Source organism: Solitalea lacus, assembly GCF_022014595.1.
In the GTDB taxonomy this organism is placed as follows: Bacteria; Bacteroidota; Bacteroidia; order Sphingobacteriales; family Sphingobacteriaceae; genus Solitalea; species Solitalea lacus.
The window spans coordinates 4,092,180-4,111,027 of the sequence record NZ_CP091740.1; the positions used below are offsets into that span (position 1 = coordinate 4,092,180).

At 37.0% G+C, this 18,848-nt stretch carries 17 protein-coding genes and 1 pseudogene; 3 read left to right on the forward strand and 15 right to left on the reverse strand.

From position 1 onward, the window contains the following. Nucleotides 1-29: 29 nt before the first annotated feature. The 11 genes from L2B55_RS17585 to L2B55_RS17630 all read right to left on the reverse strand — a co-directional run bounded on the left by L2B55_RS17585 (nucleotide 30) and on the right by L2B55_RS17630 (nucleotide 11,603). Nucleotides 30-1,388: a glutamine synthetase family protein gene (locus L2B55_RS17585; RefSeq protein ID WP_237847551.1), complete on the reverse strand. Its 1,359-nt coding sequence runs from the start codon at nucleotides 1,386-1,388 to the stop codon at nucleotides 30-32. Continuing rightward, nucleotides 1,357-2,709 (reverse strand): ethanolamine permease, encoded by a 1,353-nt coding sequence (eat, locus tag L2B55_RS17590; protein WP_237847553.1) that lies wholly within the window; start codon nucleotides 2,707-2,709, stop codon nucleotides 1,357-1,359. Before eat ends, L2B55_RS17585 begins: the two co-directional genes overlap by 32 nt. A 156-nt stretch (nucleotides 2,710-2,865) precedes the next feature. Continuing rightward, the gene (locus L2B55_RS17595; RefSeq protein WP_237847555.1) at nucleotides 2,866-5,424 is read right to left on the reverse strand and encodes a phosphocholine-specific phospholipase C; all 2,559 of its coding nucleotides are present in this window, start codon (nucleotides 5,422-5,424) and stop codon (nucleotides 2,866-2,868) included. A 140-nt stretch (nucleotides 5,425-5,564) separates the two neighbouring features. Further along, on the reverse strand, nucleotides 5,565-5,690 hold the full coding sequence (locus L2B55_RS18950) for a hypothetical protein (RefSeq protein ID WP_255696513.1): 126 nt from the start codon (nucleotides 5,688-5,690) through the stop codon (nucleotides 5,565-5,567). A 246-nt stretch (nucleotides 5,691-5,936) separates the two neighbouring features. Continuing rightward, the gene (atpG, locus tag L2B55_RS17600; protein ID WP_237847557.1) at nucleotides 5,937-6,815 is read right to left on the reverse strand and encodes an ATP synthase F1 subunit gamma; all 879 of its coding nucleotides are present in this window, start codon (nucleotides 6,813-6,815) and stop codon (nucleotides 5,937-5,939) included. Between the two features lie 85 nt (nucleotides 6,816-6,900). After that, nucleotides 6,901-8,475: a F0F1 ATP synthase subunit alpha gene (atpA, locus tag L2B55_RS17605; protein WP_237847559.1), complete on the reverse strand. Its 1,575-nt coding sequence runs from the start codon at nucleotides 8,473-8,475 to the stop codon at nucleotides 6,901-6,903. 35 nt (nucleotides 8,476-8,510) lie between these two features. Then, nucleotides 8,511-9,062, reverse strand: coding sequence for an ATP synthase F1 subunit delta (gene atpH, locus L2B55_RS17610; protein WP_237847561.1), 552 nt, complete (start codon nucleotides 9,060-9,062; stop codon nucleotides 8,511-8,513). Nucleotides 9,063-9,146: 84 nt separating this feature from the next. Next, nucleotides 9,147-9,641, reverse strand: a complete 495-nt coding sequence (locus tag L2B55_RS17615; protein WP_237847562.1) for a F0F1 ATP synthase subunit B — start codon at nucleotides 9,639-9,641, stop codon at nucleotides 9,147-9,149. Nucleotides 9,642-9,751: 110 nt separating this feature from the next. Next, on the reverse strand, nucleotides 9,752-9,961 hold the full coding sequence (gene atpE, locus L2B55_RS17620) for an ATP synthase F0 subunit C (RefSeq protein WP_103790345.1): 210 nt from the start codon (nucleotides 9,959-9,961) through the stop codon (nucleotides 9,752-9,754). A 66-nt stretch (nucleotides 9,962-10,027) separates the two neighbouring features. Beyond that, nucleotides 10,028-11,191, reverse strand: coding sequence for a F0F1 ATP synthase subunit A (atpB, locus tag L2B55_RS17625; protein ID WP_237847564.1), 1,164 nt, complete (start codon nucleotides 11,189-11,191; stop codon nucleotides 10,028-10,030). A 4-nt stretch (nucleotides 11,192-11,195) separates the two neighbouring features. Beyond that, nucleotides 11,196-11,603 (reverse strand): hypothetical protein, encoded by a 408-nt coding sequence (locus L2B55_RS17630; RefSeq protein ID WP_237847566.1) that lies wholly within the window; start codon nucleotides 11,601-11,603, stop codon nucleotides 11,196-11,198. Nucleotides 11,604-12,115: 512 nt separating this feature from the next. On the opposite strand from L2B55_RS17630, the gene L2B55_RS17635 reads away from it, so the two are divergent. Beyond that, nucleotides 12,116-14,506 carry a TonB-dependent receptor gene (locus L2B55_RS17635; protein WP_237847568.1) on the forward strand — a complete coding sequence of 797 codons (2,391 nt, stop codon included), beginning with the start codon at nucleotides 12,116-12,118 and terminating at the stop codon, nucleotides 14,504-14,506. A 4-nt stretch (nucleotides 14,507-14,510) separates the two neighbouring features. Continuing rightward, nucleotides 14,511-15,371, forward strand: a complete 861-nt coding sequence (locus L2B55_RS17640) for a DUF4249 family protein (RefSeq protein ID WP_237847570.1) — start codon at nucleotides 14,511-14,513, stop codon at nucleotides 15,369-15,371. A 98-nt stretch (nucleotides 15,372-15,469) separates the two neighbouring features. On the opposite strand, the gene L2B55_RS17645 is transcribed toward L2B55_RS17640, so the two are convergent. From L2B55_RS17645 to tnpA, 4 genes and pseudogenes are all read right to left on the reverse strand, one after another. Further along, nucleotides 15,470-15,691 (reverse strand): AtpZ/AtpI family protein, encoded by a 222-nt coding sequence (locus L2B55_RS17645; RefSeq protein ID WP_237847572.1) that lies wholly within the window; start codon nucleotides 15,689-15,691, stop codon nucleotides 15,470-15,472. Further along, entirely contained in the window at nucleotides 15,648-16,079 is a 432-nt protein-coding gene (locus tag L2B55_RS17650) for a bactofilin family protein (RefSeq protein WP_237847574.1), read from the reverse strand. The genes L2B55_RS17645 and L2B55_RS17650 overlap by 44 nt, the downstream gene beginning before the upstream one ends. Before the next feature lie 83 nt (nucleotides 16,080-16,162). Continuing rightward, complete coding sequence (locus tag L2B55_RS17655; RefSeq protein WP_237847576.1) at nucleotides 16,163-17,011, reverse strand: murein hydrolase activator EnvC family protein; 849 nt, start codon at nucleotides 17,009-17,011, stop codon at nucleotides 16,163-16,165. Nucleotides 17,012-17,118: 107 nt separating this feature from the next. Then, nucleotides 17,119-17,490 (reverse strand): annotated as a pseudogene (gene tnpA, locus L2B55_RS17660) (IS200/IS605 family transposase); the annotation flags it as partial. Nucleotides 17,491-17,623: 133 nt separating this feature from the next. Between tnpA and L2B55_RS17665 the strand changes: the two are divergent. Further along, entirely contained in the window at nucleotides 17,624-18,817 is a 1,194-nt protein-coding gene (locus L2B55_RS17665; RefSeq protein WP_237847578.1) for an RNA-guided endonuclease TnpB family protein, read from the forward strand. Nucleotides 18,818-18,848: the final 31 nt, after the last annotated feature.

Sequence of the window (18,848 nt, forward strand, 5' to 3'; positions counted from 1 at the left end):
AATGAAAGTTTTGAGCTTATAGTGTTATGTTATATAATCTCCAAATACCTCTTGAGCTCCCAATCAGTCACTGCTTTTGCAAATTGGCGGCACTCCCACTCCCTTGTTGATGTAAAATGCTCAACAAATGCCTCGCCAAACAATTCTTTGGCAAGCGTTGATTGTTTCATTTGTTGAGTAGCCTCTTCTAAACTTCGAGGCATTGTTCCATTAGAGTAATCACGGTAACCATTACCAATTGTGGCAGGCTGAGCAAGTATAAGTTGCTTTCTTACACCATATAGACCTGAGGCCAGACATGCAGCCATCGCCAAATAAGGGTTCACATCTGAACCTACTACTCGCGTTTCAAGACGAGTAGATTTTTTATTAAGAGGAAGAGCCCGCAGGGCTACCGTACGATTATCAACCGACCAGGTTACCGTGGTTGGAGCCCAGGCTCCCTCCACCAAACGTTTATAACTATTTATAGTGGGTGCTACCATAGGTAAAATCTGGGGTAGACAGTATAGTTGTCCGGCAATATAGCTTCTAAATAGAGGGCTCATTTTCTGCGGATCATGTTCATCATAAAAAAGATTCTGTTGTGACTCTTTGTCCCATAAACTCTGATGAACATGACCACTACAACCAGGCAAATTTTCATTCAATTTGGCAATGAAAGTGGCGATGATCCCATGCTTATACCCAATTTCCTTAACTGCCGTTTTAAATAATGCAGCCCGGTCTGCAGCCTCTAAAATATCGGTGTACAGAATAGCTGCTTCATACACTCCAGGTCCTGTTTCGGTATGCAGACCCTCAATAGGCACATCAAAGCATTTTAGCAGTTCAAACAAGTCGGTCATAAATGCATTCTTCAATGAGCTTCGAAGAATCGAATAACCAAACATCCCAGGACTAAGTGATTTAAGATTTCTGAAGCCTTTCTCATGCAAACTTGACGGAGTTTCCTCAAAATTGAACCACTCAAATTCCTGAGAAAAGTAGGGTTTAAACCCTTCCTGTTCACATTGCTCCATCACTTTTCGTAATAATTGCCGAGGGCACGCAATAGAGGGGGCATCCTTTTCATCGATAAAATCACCCAAAAAAAAAGGCACATCATTTTCCCAGGGGATCTTTCTAAAGGTTTTAAGGTCGAGTTTTACGGCTGCATCCGGATAGCCTGTGTGCCAGCCTGTAAACTTTACATTGTCATAGGCTGCATCATTCATATCCCAGCCAAAAGTAACATCACAAAAACCCAGACGACCTTCTACCAATGATAAAAATTTATCCGTAGCAACGTATTTCCCTCTTAAAACTCCATCTATATCGGTAACTGCTAATTTTACTTTTCCTGACGAATGTTGGCTAACGTATTCCAGTATTTGCTGTTTTGTCATAAGCAAGAGTGTTACGGGTCTTAAAAATCTTAAATAACAGGAAGGCGAAGGCTAGTATGCTAAAATATACCGTGCCCAACTTAAGGTTGAAAATGAACATGGCAACAAGCGAAACAAGAGCAATAATCAAAGCCATGAGGGGAAAAAAAGGATAAAAAGGCACCTTAAAAGGTCGATTTAGTTCCGGCTGCTTTTTCCTTAAAACTATCAATGAAATCATGGAAATGATATAAAGGGTTAAGGCTCCAAAAACAGAAATGATAATAATCTCTCCGGTTTTACCTGATAAAAGCGCCAACATTCCAATAATCATATTGCCCAGAAGGGCATTAGCAGGAGTATGGAAGCGTTCAGAAATTGCACCTAAAAACGGAGGTAAGTTCCTCACCCTACCCATTTCATAGGTAGAACGTCCGGCAGCAAGAATTAACCCATGAAATGAAGCGATGAGCCCAAACAATCCTATGGCTATCAGTAAATGAAACATTGGATGATTATTGCCTGTAATTTTCGCTAAGGCCAAAGGCAATGGAGAATCGGAGGTCTCACTGCTGCTGCCATTTTTGAAAACAATGGTTTCCCATCCGGCAACCCCTATGGAAGAAACAAATACGAGCACACACAGAACAACAAGTGTAAATATTGCCCATCCAAAACCTTTTACGATGTCACGCTGAGGATTTTGCGTTTCTTCAGCCACATTTGCCACTCCTTCAATACCTAAAAAGAACCAGATAGCAAAAGGAATAGCTGCAAAGGCTCCTGATGCCCCGTTAGGAAACGCATTGTGAAGCAAGTTATCTGTTTGAAACCTTGGTGCGGTAATTCCGGTAAATAATAGCAATTCACCAACAGCCAATATGGTTATAATGGTTTCAAATGATGCTGCAGCCTTAATTCCGTAAATATTTAGTGCAGTAAATACAAGGTAGATAACAAAGGCATTGGCTAAAATAGGTATTTGAGGATAAATAGCATTGAAATAGGCTCCAATGGCAAAGGCAATGGCAGGAGGTGCAAAAGTGAATTCAACTATTTGGGCAATCCCTGCAATAAACCCAACATTTGTACCAAGCGCTTTATTTGCATAATCAAAAGCTCCACCAGCTTTTGGAATGGCACAGGTTAACTCGGTATAGCTGAATGTAAAAGTAAGGTACATGACCATAATGACTATGGTGGCCAGAGCCATGCCCAATGTACCTCCTTTCTCCAGGCCTAGGTTCCAGCCAAAATACATACCCGAAATAACATAACCAACGCCTAATCCCCATAGCATAAAAGGACTCAACGTTTTTTGCAAGCCGTTTTTTGTACCCATAGGTCTGATCGATTAACACTTTAAAATAAGACTTTATCGCTGAATTACAATAAGCTGTCCATTTTATTATCTTCAATCATTTTGAAGCATGGCACAAAATAAAACAGCCACGATAAGAACAAACTTTATCGCGGCTGCCGTTAATATGTTTTAAATTTACACTAGCATACCCATTGCAGGATCACTATAACTCCCTTGTCCGGTTTCAACCCGTCCGGCATAGCGTTGTTCAAACGTATCAAACCCTTCAATTTTGACACTGAAATCATACCAGCCATGACTATTACTCAAATCAATCGTAATTAGGGCTTTCCCTTTAAATGATCCGGCAGCATCAACCACCTGTACTTTCTCCTTCTGCTTGTAAGCATTATCAATTATGAATACTTTGTATTTACGTTTGTTATCTAAATTGCTAATCTTAAGATCGATATTTCCGGTAAGCTTTTTAGTATTGAACCTGTTTGGATTATAATCGGCTATAATCTCAATTTCCGGATCGGAGCTATTACCCTTAAACTCCCGGAAAAATCCGTTAGGCCCATAAACACGAAGGAAATAATTTTCGTTTTCGAAATTATTTAACAACCAGGAGTAGTTCAAGAATTCTCCTGCCTTGGCAGCAAAGGCCCACGTTTGAACAGTATCAAATCCTTGATTTTTTAATGAACGATATTTGCCTGGAGCGTATACATTAAATGGCGCTCCTGCTGATTTAGGCCCAAACACATCCGTTTTGGCAGCAAATTGCAACTCAAAACTTTTTTTATCCTTACTAAGTTTGCCTCCCGCATACAATTGATAAGGCAACGAACATGAAGCTTTTACGCCCTTTTCCTGTCTCGGCATAAAATCCGTTGACAAAGGATTCTTATTACCTTGCGCAATTTCTACCGCAGTAAGCTGTTTGAATCCCTTTGGAACGTCTTTAAACTGGGAGTTATTGATACTTTCAAGAAAAGGTTCTTTTTCGACAGAAGCCGGAAGATCTATTTTTTCTCCGTTATACGGTCTAAAAACGGAAGTTAAATCTCCGCAAACTGCTCTACGCCATGAGCTAATATTAGTCTCTTCAATTTTTTTACCGGTTTTATTGCTTAAGAATTCCTCAAGGAATTGAAGCGTTGAGGTATGATCAAAAACTTCTGAATTTACCCAGCCACCACGCGTCCAAGGTGAAGCTACAATAAATGGAATTCGATATCCTAGCCCTATCGGACTTTGACGGGCATACTTTTCCGATCGACCATCACGAAGCTCCTGGTCCTTAGTTACATAATCTACACTTGCATCAATTCCCTTTGAGGTTGCTCCGCTTTCGGGCCTGGCAGGATCAGGAGCAACAAATGGAGGAATGTGGTCGAAGGATCCATCGTTTTCGTCGTAAGTAAGAATAAAAATGGTTTTCTTCCACACTTCAGGATTTTGAGCAAGAATATCCATTACCTCAGAAAGATACCAAGCTCCAAACCATGGCGAACTCGGATGATCTGAAAAATGTTGCGGAGCCACCAACCACGAAACAGTAGGCAGTTTTCCGTTTTTTACATCTTCTCTAAACTGGTGTAACACATCACCCTTGGGCACTTTCATTTGCCTTTTCGTACCAGCCTCATCATAATTTAAGGTTAAAAGTTGATGATAATCAGGGTCTCCCGAATTGGTCACAAAAGCCTTTTCATGCAAATTTTTCTGTTTTTGCGAAAGCTTTTCAAACTCATCTGAATTGTATTTAGTTATTGTTTCTTTCGCTTTTATCAAAGACACTTTCTTTTGTTCCAGTTTCTTTTTGGCCGCCTCTGCCTCTTTTCCCAACAGGGAAGAAATTTTCGCTTCCATTACCTCTATTTCTCCAGGAAGCTGTATAATTCTCTTTTTTAGATAGTTAATATGTACTGCTGAAAAACGGACATTATATTGCGAAAACCATTCAATTGGATTGTCGGTAAAGTTGGCCAGCCAGACATCTTCATCGTCATCAAAACCAGCACCTACACTTATTTCATTCTGATATACTTTCCAGGAAACACCATGTTCTTCCAATCGCTCGGGAAAAGTTGTCCAATTGGCTTCTTTATCGTAATCAACATCAGAATTCCACACATTGGCTTTGGCGCCTGTGTTTTGTTTATCACGAATTGTACCTGTCCAGAAATAGAGCCGGTTAGGAGTAGTTCCTGTTAACGATGAACAAAAATGCTGATCGCAAACGGTAAAAGCATCGGCTAAAGCATAATAAAAAGGAATATCTTCCCTGTTATAGTAGCCAAGAGTCATTGGAATGTCGGGATAATTACCGGATTGCTTTGCTACAAGCCATTGATCATATTTACCATCATTACGTGCATCCACCTGGTCGCCCCAAGAGTGCGGAAGCGAACTCATCCAGGTAGCTTTAGAAGCTTTTATATCCATTCGGAAGGGAACATACGTTCTTCCTTTTTGATCCTTTTGAAACCATACCAGGTTCTTATCAGGTAAGGTAATTGCCCGGGGGTCATTAAACCCACGAACGCCTTTTAACGAACCAAAACAATGGTCGAAAGAGCGATTCTCCTGCATCAACAACACCACATGTTCGGCATCCATAAATGTACTACCTGCCTTGGGATCAATTGCAAGTGCTTTTTGAATGGATGGAGGCAATACACTAAATATCCCGGCCGCACCAGAAAGCATTGCCGCCTTTTTAATAAATTCTCTTCTAGTATCCATTTTTAAAGTAGAGTTTCCTTCAATTTCCATTTATTAAAAGAAAACAGTTTTCAATTAAATTCTTTTCTGTCCAATTATCAATAAAAAACCCGACAATATTATATCGGGTTCTTTATGCTTATGATAATTAAATGTTATTCTTAACCCACCACATTGGTTAAGTCTTGGATACTGTCCTTGACAATTTCCTCATCCTTAATAAATCGCGTACCATATTCAAATAGTTTATGAAAGTTAAGCTCATAAATCAGCGAGAAAGCATCCATATCTCCTTTTTTTAAGGAAATCCAAATTTCAGTATATGATTTGTGATTCTCTTTTTATATCCACAATTTATCTTTTTTAAAAAGCTTGACCTCCGCATATAAGGTAGCGTGAAACAAATGGATACTTAATTCTCTATAATCAATACCTATCAGCGTATTATGAAAAAGTTAATTGAATCCTAAATAAAACAAAAAACCCTGACCAGCAATCTGATCAGGGTTTTTCGTATATGCTTTACATTTATCTTATGCTTCCGCCAAAGCGTTTGCACCAGAAACGATTTCTAAAATTTCGTTAGTAATTGCAGCCTGACGAGCCTGGTTATATTGTAATGTTAAGGTTCTTAACAATTCACCAGCATTATCAGTTGCTTTATCCATCGCTGTCATACGAGCACCGTGTTCTGCAGCGTGAGAATCAAGAATGGCCTTGTAAAATTGTAAACGAATTGATTTAGGAATCAACTCTTCAACAATTTCTTCTTTTGTAGGCTCAAACAAATAGTCAGTTTTGCTACCATGAGCATCAGCAACAGCTTTTGGCAATGGTAATAGTTGCTCATGCGTAAGGATCTGTACAGCAGCATTTTTGTACTGGTTATAAATCATTTCAACATGATCAAACTTGCCCCCGGCGAAACCTTCCATAATGGCTTCAACAATGGCAGAAGCGTTGGCAAAATTTAACTTGCTGAATAATTCATTGTTATTACCAATTACTTGAAAATTATTGCGAGTGTAGAAATCCTGAGCTTTTTTACCAACAGCAACAATGTACAGATTACCTTTTTTATGTTGCTCTGCATATTTTTCAGCAATTAACGCATTTGTGGCTTTAATTACGTTGTTATTGAAAGCACCGGCCAAACCACGGTTAGATGTAACCACTACAAGCAACACGTTGTTAACTTCGCGATCCTGTGTGAAAACATTATCCATATCGGCAACTGATTCACTTAAGTTGGCGAGCATACCTTTCAGCTTATTGGCATACGGACGCATTTGAACAATAGCGTCGGTTGCTCTACGAAATTTAGCTGCCGAAACCATTTTCATGGCTTTGGTGATCTGTTGCGTTGATTTTACAGATGCAATTCTAAGACGTACTTCTTTTAAGTTGGCCATTTTTTATTGATTTCGGGTTTCGAGTTACGAGTTAAGAGTAAACACCCATTAACTCGTAACCTTTAACTCGGAATTAATGTTGATTTTAGTATTTTGATGAAACTTCTTTTCCTACTGCTTCAAGAACCTTAGTAACTTCGTCAGTTAATTGTCCTTTTTTCAATTGACCAAGAACATCTTTATGACTAGTTTCTAATGTTTGAAGGAACTCTGCTTCAAATTCTCTTACTTTAGCTACTGGCACGTTACGTAATAAACCTTTAGTACCTAAGTAGATAATCGCAGTTTGTTTCTCAACTGAAAGTGGAGAGTATTGTCCTTGTTTAAGGATTTCTACGTTACGTGCACCTTTATCTAACACTGCCTTAGTTGAAGCATCCAAGTCCGAACCGAATTTAGAGAAGGCCTCTAACTCACGGTATTGTGCCTGGTCAAGCTTTAAGGTACCAGAAACTTTCTTCATCGACTTGATCTGAGCGTTACCACCTACACGTGATACCGAAATACCTACGTTGATAGCCGGACGAACACCAGCGTTAAACAAGTTCGATTCCAAGAAGATCTGACCATCAGTAATTGAAATTACGTTGGTTGGGATATACGCAGATACGTCACCTGCTTGAGTTTCGATAATTGGAAGTGCAGTTAATGAACCGCCACCTTTTACCTTACTTCTCAATGACTCTGGAAGGTCGTTCATTTGCTGAGCGATCTCATCAGTAGCATTGATTTTGGCAGCACGTTCTAACAAACGTGAGTGTAAGTAGAATACGTCACCAGGATAAGCCTCACGACCAGGTGGACGACGTAATAACAACGACACCTCACGGTAAGCAACAGCTTGTTTAGACAAATCATCATAAACGATCAACGCAGGACGACCTGTATCACGGAAATATTCACCGATAGCTGCACCTGCAAACGGAGCGTAGAACTGCATAGGAGCAGGGTCTGCAGCCGAAGCAGCAACAATTACAGTATATGGCATTGCGCCGTTCTCTGTTAATGTCTTAACAATGTTAGCAACGGTAGAGTTTTTCTGACCACAAGCAACATAGATACAATAAACAGGGTTTCCGGCTTCGTAAAATTCTTTTTGGTTAATAATGGTATCAATAGCAACAGCAGTTTTACCTGTCTGACGGTCACCAATGATCAACTCACGCTGACCACGACCGATAGGAATCATTGCATCAATCGCTTTAATACCAGTTTGTAATGGCTCGTTTACCGGCTGACGGTAAATTACACCTGGAGCTTTACGCTCTAAAGGCATTTCAAAAGTTTCACCGGCAATAGGACCTTTACCATCAATTGGCTGACCTAGGGTGTTTACAACACGACCTAACATACCTTCACCAACATTGATAGAGGCAATGCGGCTTGTACGTTTCAAGGTATCACCTTCTTTAATACCTTCTGAAGGGCCCAACAATACAACCCCTACGTTATCCTCTTCAAGGTTTAATACAACACCTTGCAAACCGTTACTAAACTCAACAAGCTCACCTGATTTAACTTTGGTTAAGCCGTAAACACGAGCGATACCGTCGCCCACTTGCAACACCGTTCCAATCTCTTCTAATTCAGCTTCTGATTTGAAGCCCGCCAATTGCTGACGTAGAATTGCCGAAACTTCGTCGGGTCTTACTTCTGCCATGATATTTTAGTTCTAATTTTTACTATTTAAATTAATTATGCTACTAAATTATTATTAGTTAATTTAGTCTTAAGGCTTTTCAACTGCTTAGAAATACTAGCATCAAATTGTTTATCACCTACGGTTAAAACAAACCCTCCAATTAAAGCAGCATCTACTTTAGTATTTAGCACTACTTGCTTACCCAACTCTTTCTCAAGACTCGCCTGAATAGCATTTTTATTTACTTCAGAAAGTGCAGTTGCTGAAACAATTTCAGCCTTTACAATACCTTTTAACTGATTGTAAAGCTCGCTAAATTGGTTAGCGCTTGAATATAAGTAGGCTCCTCGGCCTTTTCCAATTATCAAATCAAAAAAACTTAGCAATACATTATCAACTTTACCGTTAAAAATGCTTTGCAAGATCTTTTTCTTATTGTCAATTGAAATTATAGGGTTACCCAAAATGGCTTGCAGTTGATGATTAACTCTTAGAGTTTGCGAAAGCAATTTAACATCGTTGTTAATTTGCTCTACTTTATTCTGCTCTTTTGCAATATCAAGCAATGATTTTGCGTAACGTAAAGAAATTTTAATTTCTGACATATATCTTTTAATTACGGGCTCGGTTTCGCATTAAGGGTTAAAGATTCGGAAATCAGTCACCAGCAACGCTCAACTCGTAACTGCTTAATTTAGTTTTACGTCTTTTAACAAATCTGCAACTAAAGCTTCTTGCTCATTGGCATTATCAAATTTCTTGCGAAGCACTTTCTCGGCAATTTCAATTGAAAGAGAAGCTACTAGGCTTTTCATATCGGCCAAAGCAGCATTTTTTTGTGCGTTAATTTCGTCATGTGCTTTAGCGATCATTTTAGCACCTTCAGACTGTGCATTGTGTTTAGCCTCAGTGATTAAATTATCGCCTAGAGTTTTAGCTTCTTTAAGAATTTTGTCGCGCTCCAAACGAGCTTCCTTCAACAATCTATCGCTTTCCTGATTTAAACGCGTTAACTCTTCTTTTGCATTATCAGCTGCACTTAAAGCGTCTTCAATTGAACGCTCACGCTCATTTAATGCTGAAACAATAGGTTTCCAGGCAAACTTGCCTAAAAGAAGAATAAGAAAAACGAAAGTTATAGTGGTCCAAAAAACCAATCCGATGCTTGGGGTAACTAATTCCATTATATTAGCTGGTTATAAAAGTTCTTTTTAATAAATCCGTCAAAAATGATTTTGATATTTTAAAACTAAGCCTGTTGCCAATCGCCGCAGGCTTAATTTTAATGCAATAATTAACGAGTGCCTAACAAAGCAACTACCACACCGAATAATGCAACACCTTCTACAAGGGCTGCAGCGATGATCATTGCAGTTTGAATTTTTGAGGCAGCTTCTGGCTGGCGAGCAATACCTTCCATTGCAGAACCACCAATACGTCCGATACCTAAACCAGCACCAATTACAGCTAAACCAGCACCAATTGCAGCTATACTTCCGATCATTTTGTTATAGATTTATTTAGTTAAAAAATAATTACTTATTAAAAATTTCTGACCAATGGTCAACTATTAATGATGATGCTCTTCAACAGCAGTACCGATAAATAGTGCGGTAAGCATGGTGAAGATAAATGCCTGCAGGAATGCAACCAACAATTCCAACACATCCATAAATAATACGAATGCTACTGATACTGGTGCTATATACAAGGTCTGGAATATAAAGATCAATGAGATCAAACTCAGAACGATAATGTGACCTGCAGTAATGTTTGCAAACAAACGAATGATAAGTGCAAATGGCTTCGACAATAAACCGATAATCTCAACTACCAACATAATTGGATATAACCACCATGGCACATCAGGAGCCAATACGTGTTTCCAATAATATTTATTTCCGCTGAAGTTTGTTACAAGGAAAGTAATTGTACCTAATACTAAAGTAACAGCAATATTTCCGGTTAAGTTAGCTCCTCCTGGGAAAATTGGAATTAACCCGATTAAGTTATTAATCCAGATAAAGAAGAATACTGTTAACAGGAACGGCATATAAGCAACATACTTATGACCAATGTTCGGACGGGCAATTTCATCACGAACAAACACGATGATTGGCTCAATTAGGCTTTGGAAACCTTTAGGAGCTTTACCTTCACGTTTTTTGTACGCACCGGCAACGCTAAAGAAAATAAGGCAAAGAATAATAGCCGATAGGAACATTGAGGCTACATTTTTCGTAATTGAAAAATCAAGTGGCTTGGCATTTGTTGCATGCTCACCTTCCAATGTTACATACTGTCCTTCTTCAGTTGCAGATTCACTCGCATAGTAGATTTTGTTTTCAAAGCGAACAAATTTTTGTCCGTCTTTTTCTACTACATGTTTACCTTCTTGGTCATGGTGAAATTCTGAAGAATTGAAAATTACAAGACCGGCATCTGTTTTTAAAATTACAGGTAAACCGATTGAGGTATGCCCCCATAAGTGCCAATCGTGAGAATCACCAATGTGTTCCATAATTACCTTAGTCGGCTCAAAAGGTTTTTTCTCCTCATGACCTGCGCCATGAGCTTCATCCTCAACATGCGCTTCAGTTACGTGAGCACTGTCTTTTAATCCGGTTTCATTATGCTCCGAATTTGCTTGCGCAGTTTTATTAATTCCTGCCACAAATGCAAAAATCAGCGATAAAACGAAAAGTTTTTTAAGAAAAAGTGTGTTTAAGCGCATTTATTTAACGATTTTCAATTTTTTTTTGGTCGCGCAAGTTATATATTAAATTATAAACTTCAAACACTGTGTACAATAAATATAAAAGAAAGAAGTTACTGATGAATATCCATTTATCTGTAATCCGATCCGTATAGATTAGCACCAGAGCTAAACTCATACACAATAACATCTTTACAACAATAGTTACTAATACTGTTAATACAGAAAACTCTCCTCCTTTTTTTAATCCATAGCCTGCTAAAACAAATGTGAACAAGGTTACAAGGGTATAAAAAAGATAAAGAACCCATATTTCGCCCATAAACCAGTTTCTTTCAGGAAAAAAATATTGAATACCACCAATGAATAATGCTATAATCAACGAAAAGAAAACAAACTTGGCTAGAAACGGTCGTAATATCTGTATCAAGGTGCTTGAAATATGGCCGCAAAGATGCAAAATTTAGTTTAGATAAGTATATGATTTGCAGATAAATTGATTCTACTTCATTAGGATTCTGAATTATCGAAATTCATTTATATTCAAAAAACAAATGGCTTTTATATTATACTTATGTATTTTTTTGCAAACATCCTCATTGAATGCCTTCTTGCTAAAAATTCATGTAACCAAAACTTTTAATACATCGTTAAACAGATTGATATTTAAGAATATTACAAACCAAAACTAAAGGAGGTATTCTATTTTAATAAATCAGAATTTATAAAGTTACATCTTACATTACCTACATCTTACCTTACCTTACATCTTACATTACATTTTTAATGAAAAAATTTATTCTTATTGGCTTAACAGCTACTGCTTTAATTTCCTGTAACAAAGGGGAAACCATTTATGATAACAACATTACTGGGCAGATTAAACGGCTATCGTAGTTAATAATAATTTAGTATCAAATCCTTTCTCAAATGAGGCTATAAATGAAGTCATCAAACAGGAGTTACAAAAGCATAATTAGAAGCGCTTCGATTTTAGTCGTCTTTTCTAACCTATTATTTTCCACAAAGGTTTTAAGTCAAAGCATTATTGTTCAGGGCATAGTAAAGGATAAGCATACCGGTGAACTTTTAGAAAACGTTGCTTTGAATACACGATCATTAAGAGTGTTTACAAATGCATATGGTTTTTACAGTATAAATTTGGATAAGGCCGATACTTTAGTAGTTGATTTTTTAGGTTATCAAAAACTGTTGTTACCCGTTAATTATTCCCAGCGGTTAAATCTATCATTAGAACCTAAAATAATCAATCTAAAGGAAATCCAAATTAATTATAGAAAAAACATTGTCGACAAGAACAATATTAGTGTTTTTTCATTAAATGCAAATGATATTAAACAATTACCGTCAATGGCCGGCGAACCTGATGTTTTAAAAAGCATTCAAACTCTTCCAGGAATTCAGGTTAGCAATGAGGGTACTAATAATCTATCTGTTAGAGGAGGCACTCATGACCAAAACCTCATTTTATTAGATGAAAGTACTGTTTATAATCTATCGCATTCCATCGGCTTCCTTTCGGTATTTAATACTGAGGCAGTAAAAAATGTAAGTTTTTATAAATCATATATCCCTGCAAGATACGGAGGCCGAACATCTTCTGTTTTAGACATAAAAATGAAGGAAGGCAATGAAAAACAAACTAATGTCCATGGATCTATTGGTTTGTTAGCGTCCGGTTTAATGATAGAAGGCCCAATACTTCCAGACTCCCTTTCTTACATGATTTCAGGTCGTTATTCTTATGCAGGGCAGGTAGTTAATGGTTTAGGACATGTGTTGCAGCAATTCAATATTACTGGTTTACAAAATTTTAGCACGAAAAACCGCATTAATTTTTACGATATAAATGCTAAAATTAATTACAAGCTTAACGAGAAGAATCGATTTTATTTTTCAATATATAATGGTAACGATAAGTTCTACTATTATTTATTTGACAATGACAATGGAATGTTAAACTGGGGAAATACAAATGGTACTTTTCGTTGGAACCAAGTTATCACCCCCCGGTTATTTGCGAATTATTCAATTATCTGGAGTAAGTACCACTACAACTATGATTTGGACCAAAATTCGAACAGAAATTTCCGTTGGAAATCTTCCATTAACAATTTTAGTATAAAAGGGGATTTTCAACAAACATTAACAGGCAATGTTACGTTAAAATCGGGATTCCAATCTGAGCTATTAAACATTCAACCAGGTTCGGTTTTTCCGCTTTATGTTAATTCTGTTATCAAGAATTTTAAGCTAAACAATCAAAAAGGAGTTCAAAATGCAATATATGTAGAAAGCAATATTGATTTAACTTCAAAACTAAAACTTGATTTAGGTTTAAGGGCATCAAATGTATTTAATCTGACCAAAGGATGGAGTTACATTTATTCTTCAAACCATAACATAATCGATTCTACATTTTACAATAGCAACCAGATAAATAGCACTTACTGGACACTTGAACCCAGGACACAATTAAGTTATTCACTCACTTCTGAAAAAACAATTTATGGTTCTTACATAAGAACTACTCAATATGAGCATTTATTGAGCAATTCACAAGTAGGATGGCCAACCGACATTTGGATGCTCTCAAATAAAAACATACATCCACAAAGAACAGATCAAATTAGTTTGGGAGCAAACTTTTCAGAGAACGAAAATAATTATACCAGCAATATTGAAGTCTATTTTAAAAAGAGCAATAACATTTTAGATTACGTTGATAACGCGGACCTTTTCCTAAACAATAATGTTGAGAATCAAATCATACAGGGTCATGGCCGTTCTTACGGTGTGGAATACTTTTTAAACAAAACCAAAGGAAAGTTTACAGGATGGTTCAGTTACACTTTATCAAAATCTGAAAGAAAAATCCCGGGTATAAATGAGGGGAAATATTATCCTCAATTACACGACAAGCGCCATAATTTAACTATATCGGCAAATAGAAAACTCTCAAAAAAATGGAGTCTGAATGCTTTGTTTACTTTCAATTCAGGAGGTATGGCAAATTTACCTCAAGGGAATTTCTTTTATGAAGGTGTTGTTTTTAATGATTATGGGCAGAGAAACAGTTTCAAACTGCCAAACTATCATCGCTTAGACTTATCTCTTCAATTTGAGCCTGCGAAAAATCTAAATAGAAAATGGCAAAGCAAATGGGTATTCGAAATTTACAATGTCTATGCCAAAAGAAACTTGTTTAGCTTGTATATGAAACAAGACCCCTATAACCTTACAGATATAAAGGCTTATAAAGTATATTTAAATACCATAGTTCCCACCGTTAATTATAAGTTTTCATTTTAGAAATATGATAAAGAAGGTACTTTCCAAAAGTATACTGTTTCTTGGGCTAATACATTTAGCAAGCTGTGCCGAAGAAATTGACCTAACGAATTCAACCAATCAGCAAAAGCTTGTAGTTGATGGTTTAATTACTGATGAGCCCGGTTCTTATTACGTTCGATTAACCTATACTTTTAAAAAAGGAGAAAAAGCCAAAGGGGTAAACAATGCGTTAGTTGTTATTTCAAATGATGAGGGATTAAAGGACACATTAAAACTGCTAAATTATGTTGGCATGGATAAAAAAGGATTTTATGAAGGCAATAAAATTAAAGCCAAGCCCAACCATACATATTATCTTGAAATTTCAGTAGATGGAAGAAAATATACAGCTGAATCCTACATGACTCCGACCCCAAAAATTGACTCTTTAGCGTTAAAACATAAAGAAGGGGACACAGGAAAACCCGAGCAAATTATTCCAATTGTTTATTTTAAAGATTCTCAAGAAAAAAATTACTATTTATTTTCATCACTAACGCCTGATATGTTCGCCTATTTTGGCGAACTGGGAAGAGTTTGGCCGATATCAATTCTTGATGATAAATTATTAAAGAATGATGTTAATGGCTTTGAGATGGATGACGGGGAATCTCCAGATGGTCTTACATTTTATCCAAGTTCATATGGCTTTGATTCCTTATCGGTTACCTTCATGTGTATCGACAAGAGCGTATATGAATTTTATCAACAAGCTATTAAACAGATCAATAACAATGGACAGGCCTACTCCCCTGCTCCATCAACACCTAAGGGCAATATCACAAACCAAGCAATCGGTATTTTTAGAGCCGTAAGCATAAAACGGGCTGTCATTAAGTGGTAGTTTCCAAAGTAATCCACTCCAGATAAGCAAGGTCAAAAAAGGCTGCATAATAAATTCAAAAAAGCGGTAAAAGTTTCTCACTCATACCGCTTTTTAATTTATTCTTTAAGTTGTTTTATGACAAAATAAAATGATAACCCTATACCCATCAGGCAGCCCAAAATGGTAAACCATGGAGTTTGGCTTGCAATTCGCTCGTCGAGTTTTACCCCTGCAAACGCAAATACGCCTATAACGGCTATCATTTGAAAACCCATGCCCGAGTAACGGGCATAACTACGCAACAACGCTTTCCGCTTTTCGTTCGTTGAGTTTTCCATTGTCATCTTTATTGGTTGTTAATTTAACTTCGGAGCCCATATTACATTTACCGGTAAAAATTGCTCCTGATTCAATCACCATTTTGTTCGTGTTAATGTCACCCATCAACTTACTGGTAGATTTCAAAAACAATAATTCACTCACTTTAATATCACCCTGTAAAGTTCCTGAAATATCAGCATTTGCACAAACTATACTGCCATCCACCAGTCCAGAATTTCCTATAACCACTTTGGCAGTTGAGTTTATGTTACCTTTCACAGTACCGTCAATGCGAATATCACCCTTGCTTACTACGTCACCCACTATAGTTGTTCCTGCTCCAATAAGATTTATTGAGCCGTACACAGCCTCTTCGGCTTGTTGTGTTTTGTCTTTTTTAAACATGGTTTGGTTTGATATAGTTTAATTGTTTGGTTTGCTAACTGCGTAAAATTAATTATTCAACTTGATTATGGATAAATTTCAACTTAAAACTTAAAATACTCATTTGGATCCACCGAAACCCCATTACTCCATAGCTCAAAAGCAAGTAACGAACCATTTGCACTTTTATCCTTTTTCCCAGTAACTGCAATTGTCTCTCCTGTTTTTACATAATTGCCGGACTTTTTTGTTGTCCCCGAGCATTGCTTATATACCGAGACCACATTTGCATCATGCTGAACAACAATTACATAACCTGCATCAACAGTCAATCCGCTAAACAATACCAAGCCATCACATATCGACTTTACAGGTGCTTTATCAGCAGTTTCGATTACCTGAAACGGTTTATTGGCCAATAAGTCATATTTTATCGCAATTTCACCTTGAACAGGCGCTGTTAAATCTAAATCAGCAAGTGAACGTTTATTTTTAGCAACTGAATACTTTTTTTCTTCTTCCTCAAATTGATTACGAAGCTCTTCCACTTCAGCGGGGTATTTTTTATCCAAATCCACAATCGATTTAGACAAGTGAGTAACAGAATCAGCAACGCGATTGTCCACTTTTCCATTAATCACATTCTTAATATTACTCAAATAAACCTCGTTGGCTCTAAATAAATGTTCCAATGAATCAGCCCTAATAGCTGCTTCTGTAACGTTTTTCTTTAAAGAAACATCTGCATACCCCGGTATGTATTCTTTTAAAGGTGTAAATACAACCAATAAGGTTGACAGAATGATAAGCAGAATAGCGCTTAAACCAACTGCCACAAAGACATTTAAGAGGTTTAGTGTTAAAGAGATTTGCTCTTCAAAAGTATCATCATTAAGAACAACCAGTTTATACTTGATTTTTAATTGTTCAAGCAGTTTTCTTCTTTTTTGCATGATTTTGGTTTGGTGGTTAGCAAAGTTATATTTTCTATTCAAATTAATTTTATAAAAGGAGCGTAAAACCCATCAGTCTTTAGCCGATGGGATGTAAGCGACAAACGCTAACCTTGTGAAAGGATGTACTGACGAACTGTTTCAGGAGAAGCCTCACCGATAGAGCAAACAAAATATCCATCGCTCCAAAAGGTGTGTTCTTTCCAAAAGTTCTTTGACAATATGTTTTTGTTCTTTTGCCAAATTGCAAGGGTGCTTTTCTGCTTCAATTTACGAACAATGGAAGTAACCGAAAGAGGTGGAATGTAGCGAATAAGGAAATTATGGTCTATGTCAGATTCAAATACTTCAAGTTCAAAATCAGATGTAGAAGTAATTGAAAGCAAGATAGACTTCATGTCATTATCCCAATCACCTACAAGCAGCTTTTTACGGTATTTGCAAACAAAAATGAGATGGCATTTAAGATAACGCTTTGAACGATTTGTGGAAACGTGATTACTTTTTTAGACATGGTAGCGAAGTTTTGGTGAAACAATCTTTTACCCTTATCGGTTTGTTTTACAAAAAACGTAGCGGATTTTGTAAAAAAAGTATATCATTACACCGAAAATGAAAACAATACATAAGACCTATCGTTTTGCGTTGTTACCGACAAAGGAACAGGAAGTTCTTTTGAATAAGCATTTTGGGTGTGTCCGCTTTGTATTCAATCATTTTTTTAATGAACGAATTGAACAATATAAGGAACGTAAAAAATCCGACAATTACCATAAACAAGCAGGCTCATTGACATTGCTAAAGAAGCAAGAAGAAACGGAGTGGTTAAAAGCGGTCAATAGCCAAACCTTGCAAACTGCATTACGAAGTTTAGATACCGCCTTTGTAAACTTTTTCAGGGGCAATGCTAAATTTCCACGCTTTAAAAGCAAACGCAAAAAGAATAGTTTCACTGTTCCGCAATTTGTTGAGGTTGAACATGGCAAATTGGTTTTCCCTAAATTCAAAGAGGGTATCCAAATAATTGAACACAGGGAATTAAGAGGCCAAGTGAAACATTGCACAGTTTCAAAAACACCGACAGGTAACTATTTTGCTTCTATTCTTTGTGAAGTGCAGCATACGCAAATTCAACCAACGAAAAAACAAGTTGGTATTGACTTAGGAATTAAAGATGTTGCGGTTACTTCCGATGGTACAAGGTTTAAAAATAACTATCATTTAAAAAGATATGAAAGGCAATTAGCAAAAGCACAAAAACATCTTTCAAGAAAGGTAAAAGGTTCAAACAGTCGAAACAGGCAAAGACTAAAAGTAGCTGCAATACATGAAAAGATTGCAAATGCAAGACTTGACTTGTTGCATAAAGTATCTACACAGATAACCAATGAGTACGATATTATATGTTTGGAAGATTTGAACGTAAAGGGAATGATGACAAACCATAAACTTGCAAAGCATATAGCTGATGCAAGTTGGGGAACATTCGTCAAGCTTTTAGCATATAAAGCAAGCTGGAATGATAAGCGAATCGTTAAAATCAATCGCTTCTATCCATCGTCAAAGACTTGCAACGAATGTGGATATATCCATCAGGACTTAACTCTTTCTGAAAGAATATGGACTTGTCCAAATGGGCATACTTTAGACAGGGACATAAATGCAAGTAAAAATATCCTTGAAGAAGGATTAAGAATAATCGGGGCGGAACTCTCCGATAACACGGGCAGAGCCTTAAATAAGACTTCTGAAAAGAAGCACAAGGCGTTGAAGTCCGAAGCTCATTTGTCTTTAGCAAATGGGTAGTTCACATCATTCATATACTTAATTGCAATCA

Bases quoted from the DNA above. Each gene is read 5' to 3' on its own strand.
- L2B55_RS18950 (WP_255696513.1), bottom strand. From the start codon at position 5,690: ATGGATGCTTTCTCGCTGATTTATGAGCTTAACTTTCATAAACTATTT.
- L2B55_RS17635 (WP_237847568.1), top strand. From the start codon at position 12,116: ATGAAGTCATCAAACAGGAGTTACAAAAGCATAATTAGAAGCGCTTCG.
- atpB (WP_237847564.1), bottom strand. From the start codon at position 11,191: ATGCGCTTAAACACACTTTTTCTTAAAAAACTTTTCGTTTTATCGCTG.
- L2B55_RS17645 (WP_237847572.1), bottom strand. From the start codon at position 15,691: ATGGAAAACTCAACGAACGAAAAGCGGAAAGCGTTGTTGCGTAGTTAT.
- L2B55_RS17615 (WP_237847562.1), bottom strand. From the start codon at position 9,641: ATGGAATTAGTTACCCCAAGCATCGGATTGGTTTTTTGGACCACTATA.
- L2B55_RS17640 (WP_237847570.1), top strand. From the start codon at position 14,511: ATGATAAAGAAGGTACTTTCCAAAAGTATACTGTTTCTTGGGCTAATA.
- atpH (WP_237847561.1), bottom strand. From the start codon at position 9,062: ATGTCAGAAATTAAAATTTCTTTACGTTACGCAAAATCATTGCTTGAT.
- atpA (WP_237847559.1), bottom strand. From the start codon at position 8,475: ATGGCAGAAGTAAGACCCGACGAAGTTTCGGCAATTCTACGTCAGCAA.
- atpE (WP_103790345.1), bottom strand. From the start codon at position 9,961: ATGATCGGAAGTATAGCTGCAATTGGTGCTGGTTTAGCTGTAATTGGT.
- L2B55_RS17595 (WP_237847555.1), bottom strand. From the start codon at position 5,424: ATGGATACTAGAAGAGAATTTATTAAAAAGGCGGCAATGCTTTCTGGT.
- atpG (WP_237847557.1), bottom strand. From the start codon at position 6,815: ATGGCCAACTTAAAAGAAGTACGTCTTAGAATTGCATCTGTAAAATCA.
- L2B55_RS17650 (WP_237847574.1), bottom strand. From the start codon at position 16,079: ATGTTTAAAAAAGACAAAACACAACAAGCCGAAGAGGCTGTGTACGGC.
- L2B55_RS17655 (WP_237847576.1), bottom strand. From the start codon at position 17,011: ATGCAAAAAAGAAGAAAACTGCTTGAACAATTAAAAATCAAGTATAAA.
- eat (WP_237847553.1), bottom strand. From the start codon at position 2,709: ATGGGTACAAAAAACGGCTTGCAAAAAACGTTGAGTCCTTTTATGCTA.
- L2B55_RS17585 (WP_237847551.1), bottom strand. From the start codon at position 1,388: ATGACAAAACAGCAAATACTGGAATACGTTAGCCAACATTCGTCAGGA.
- L2B55_RS17665 (WP_237847578.1), top strand. From the start codon at position 17,624: ATGAAAACAATACATAAGACCTATCGTTTTGCGTTGTTACCGACAAAG.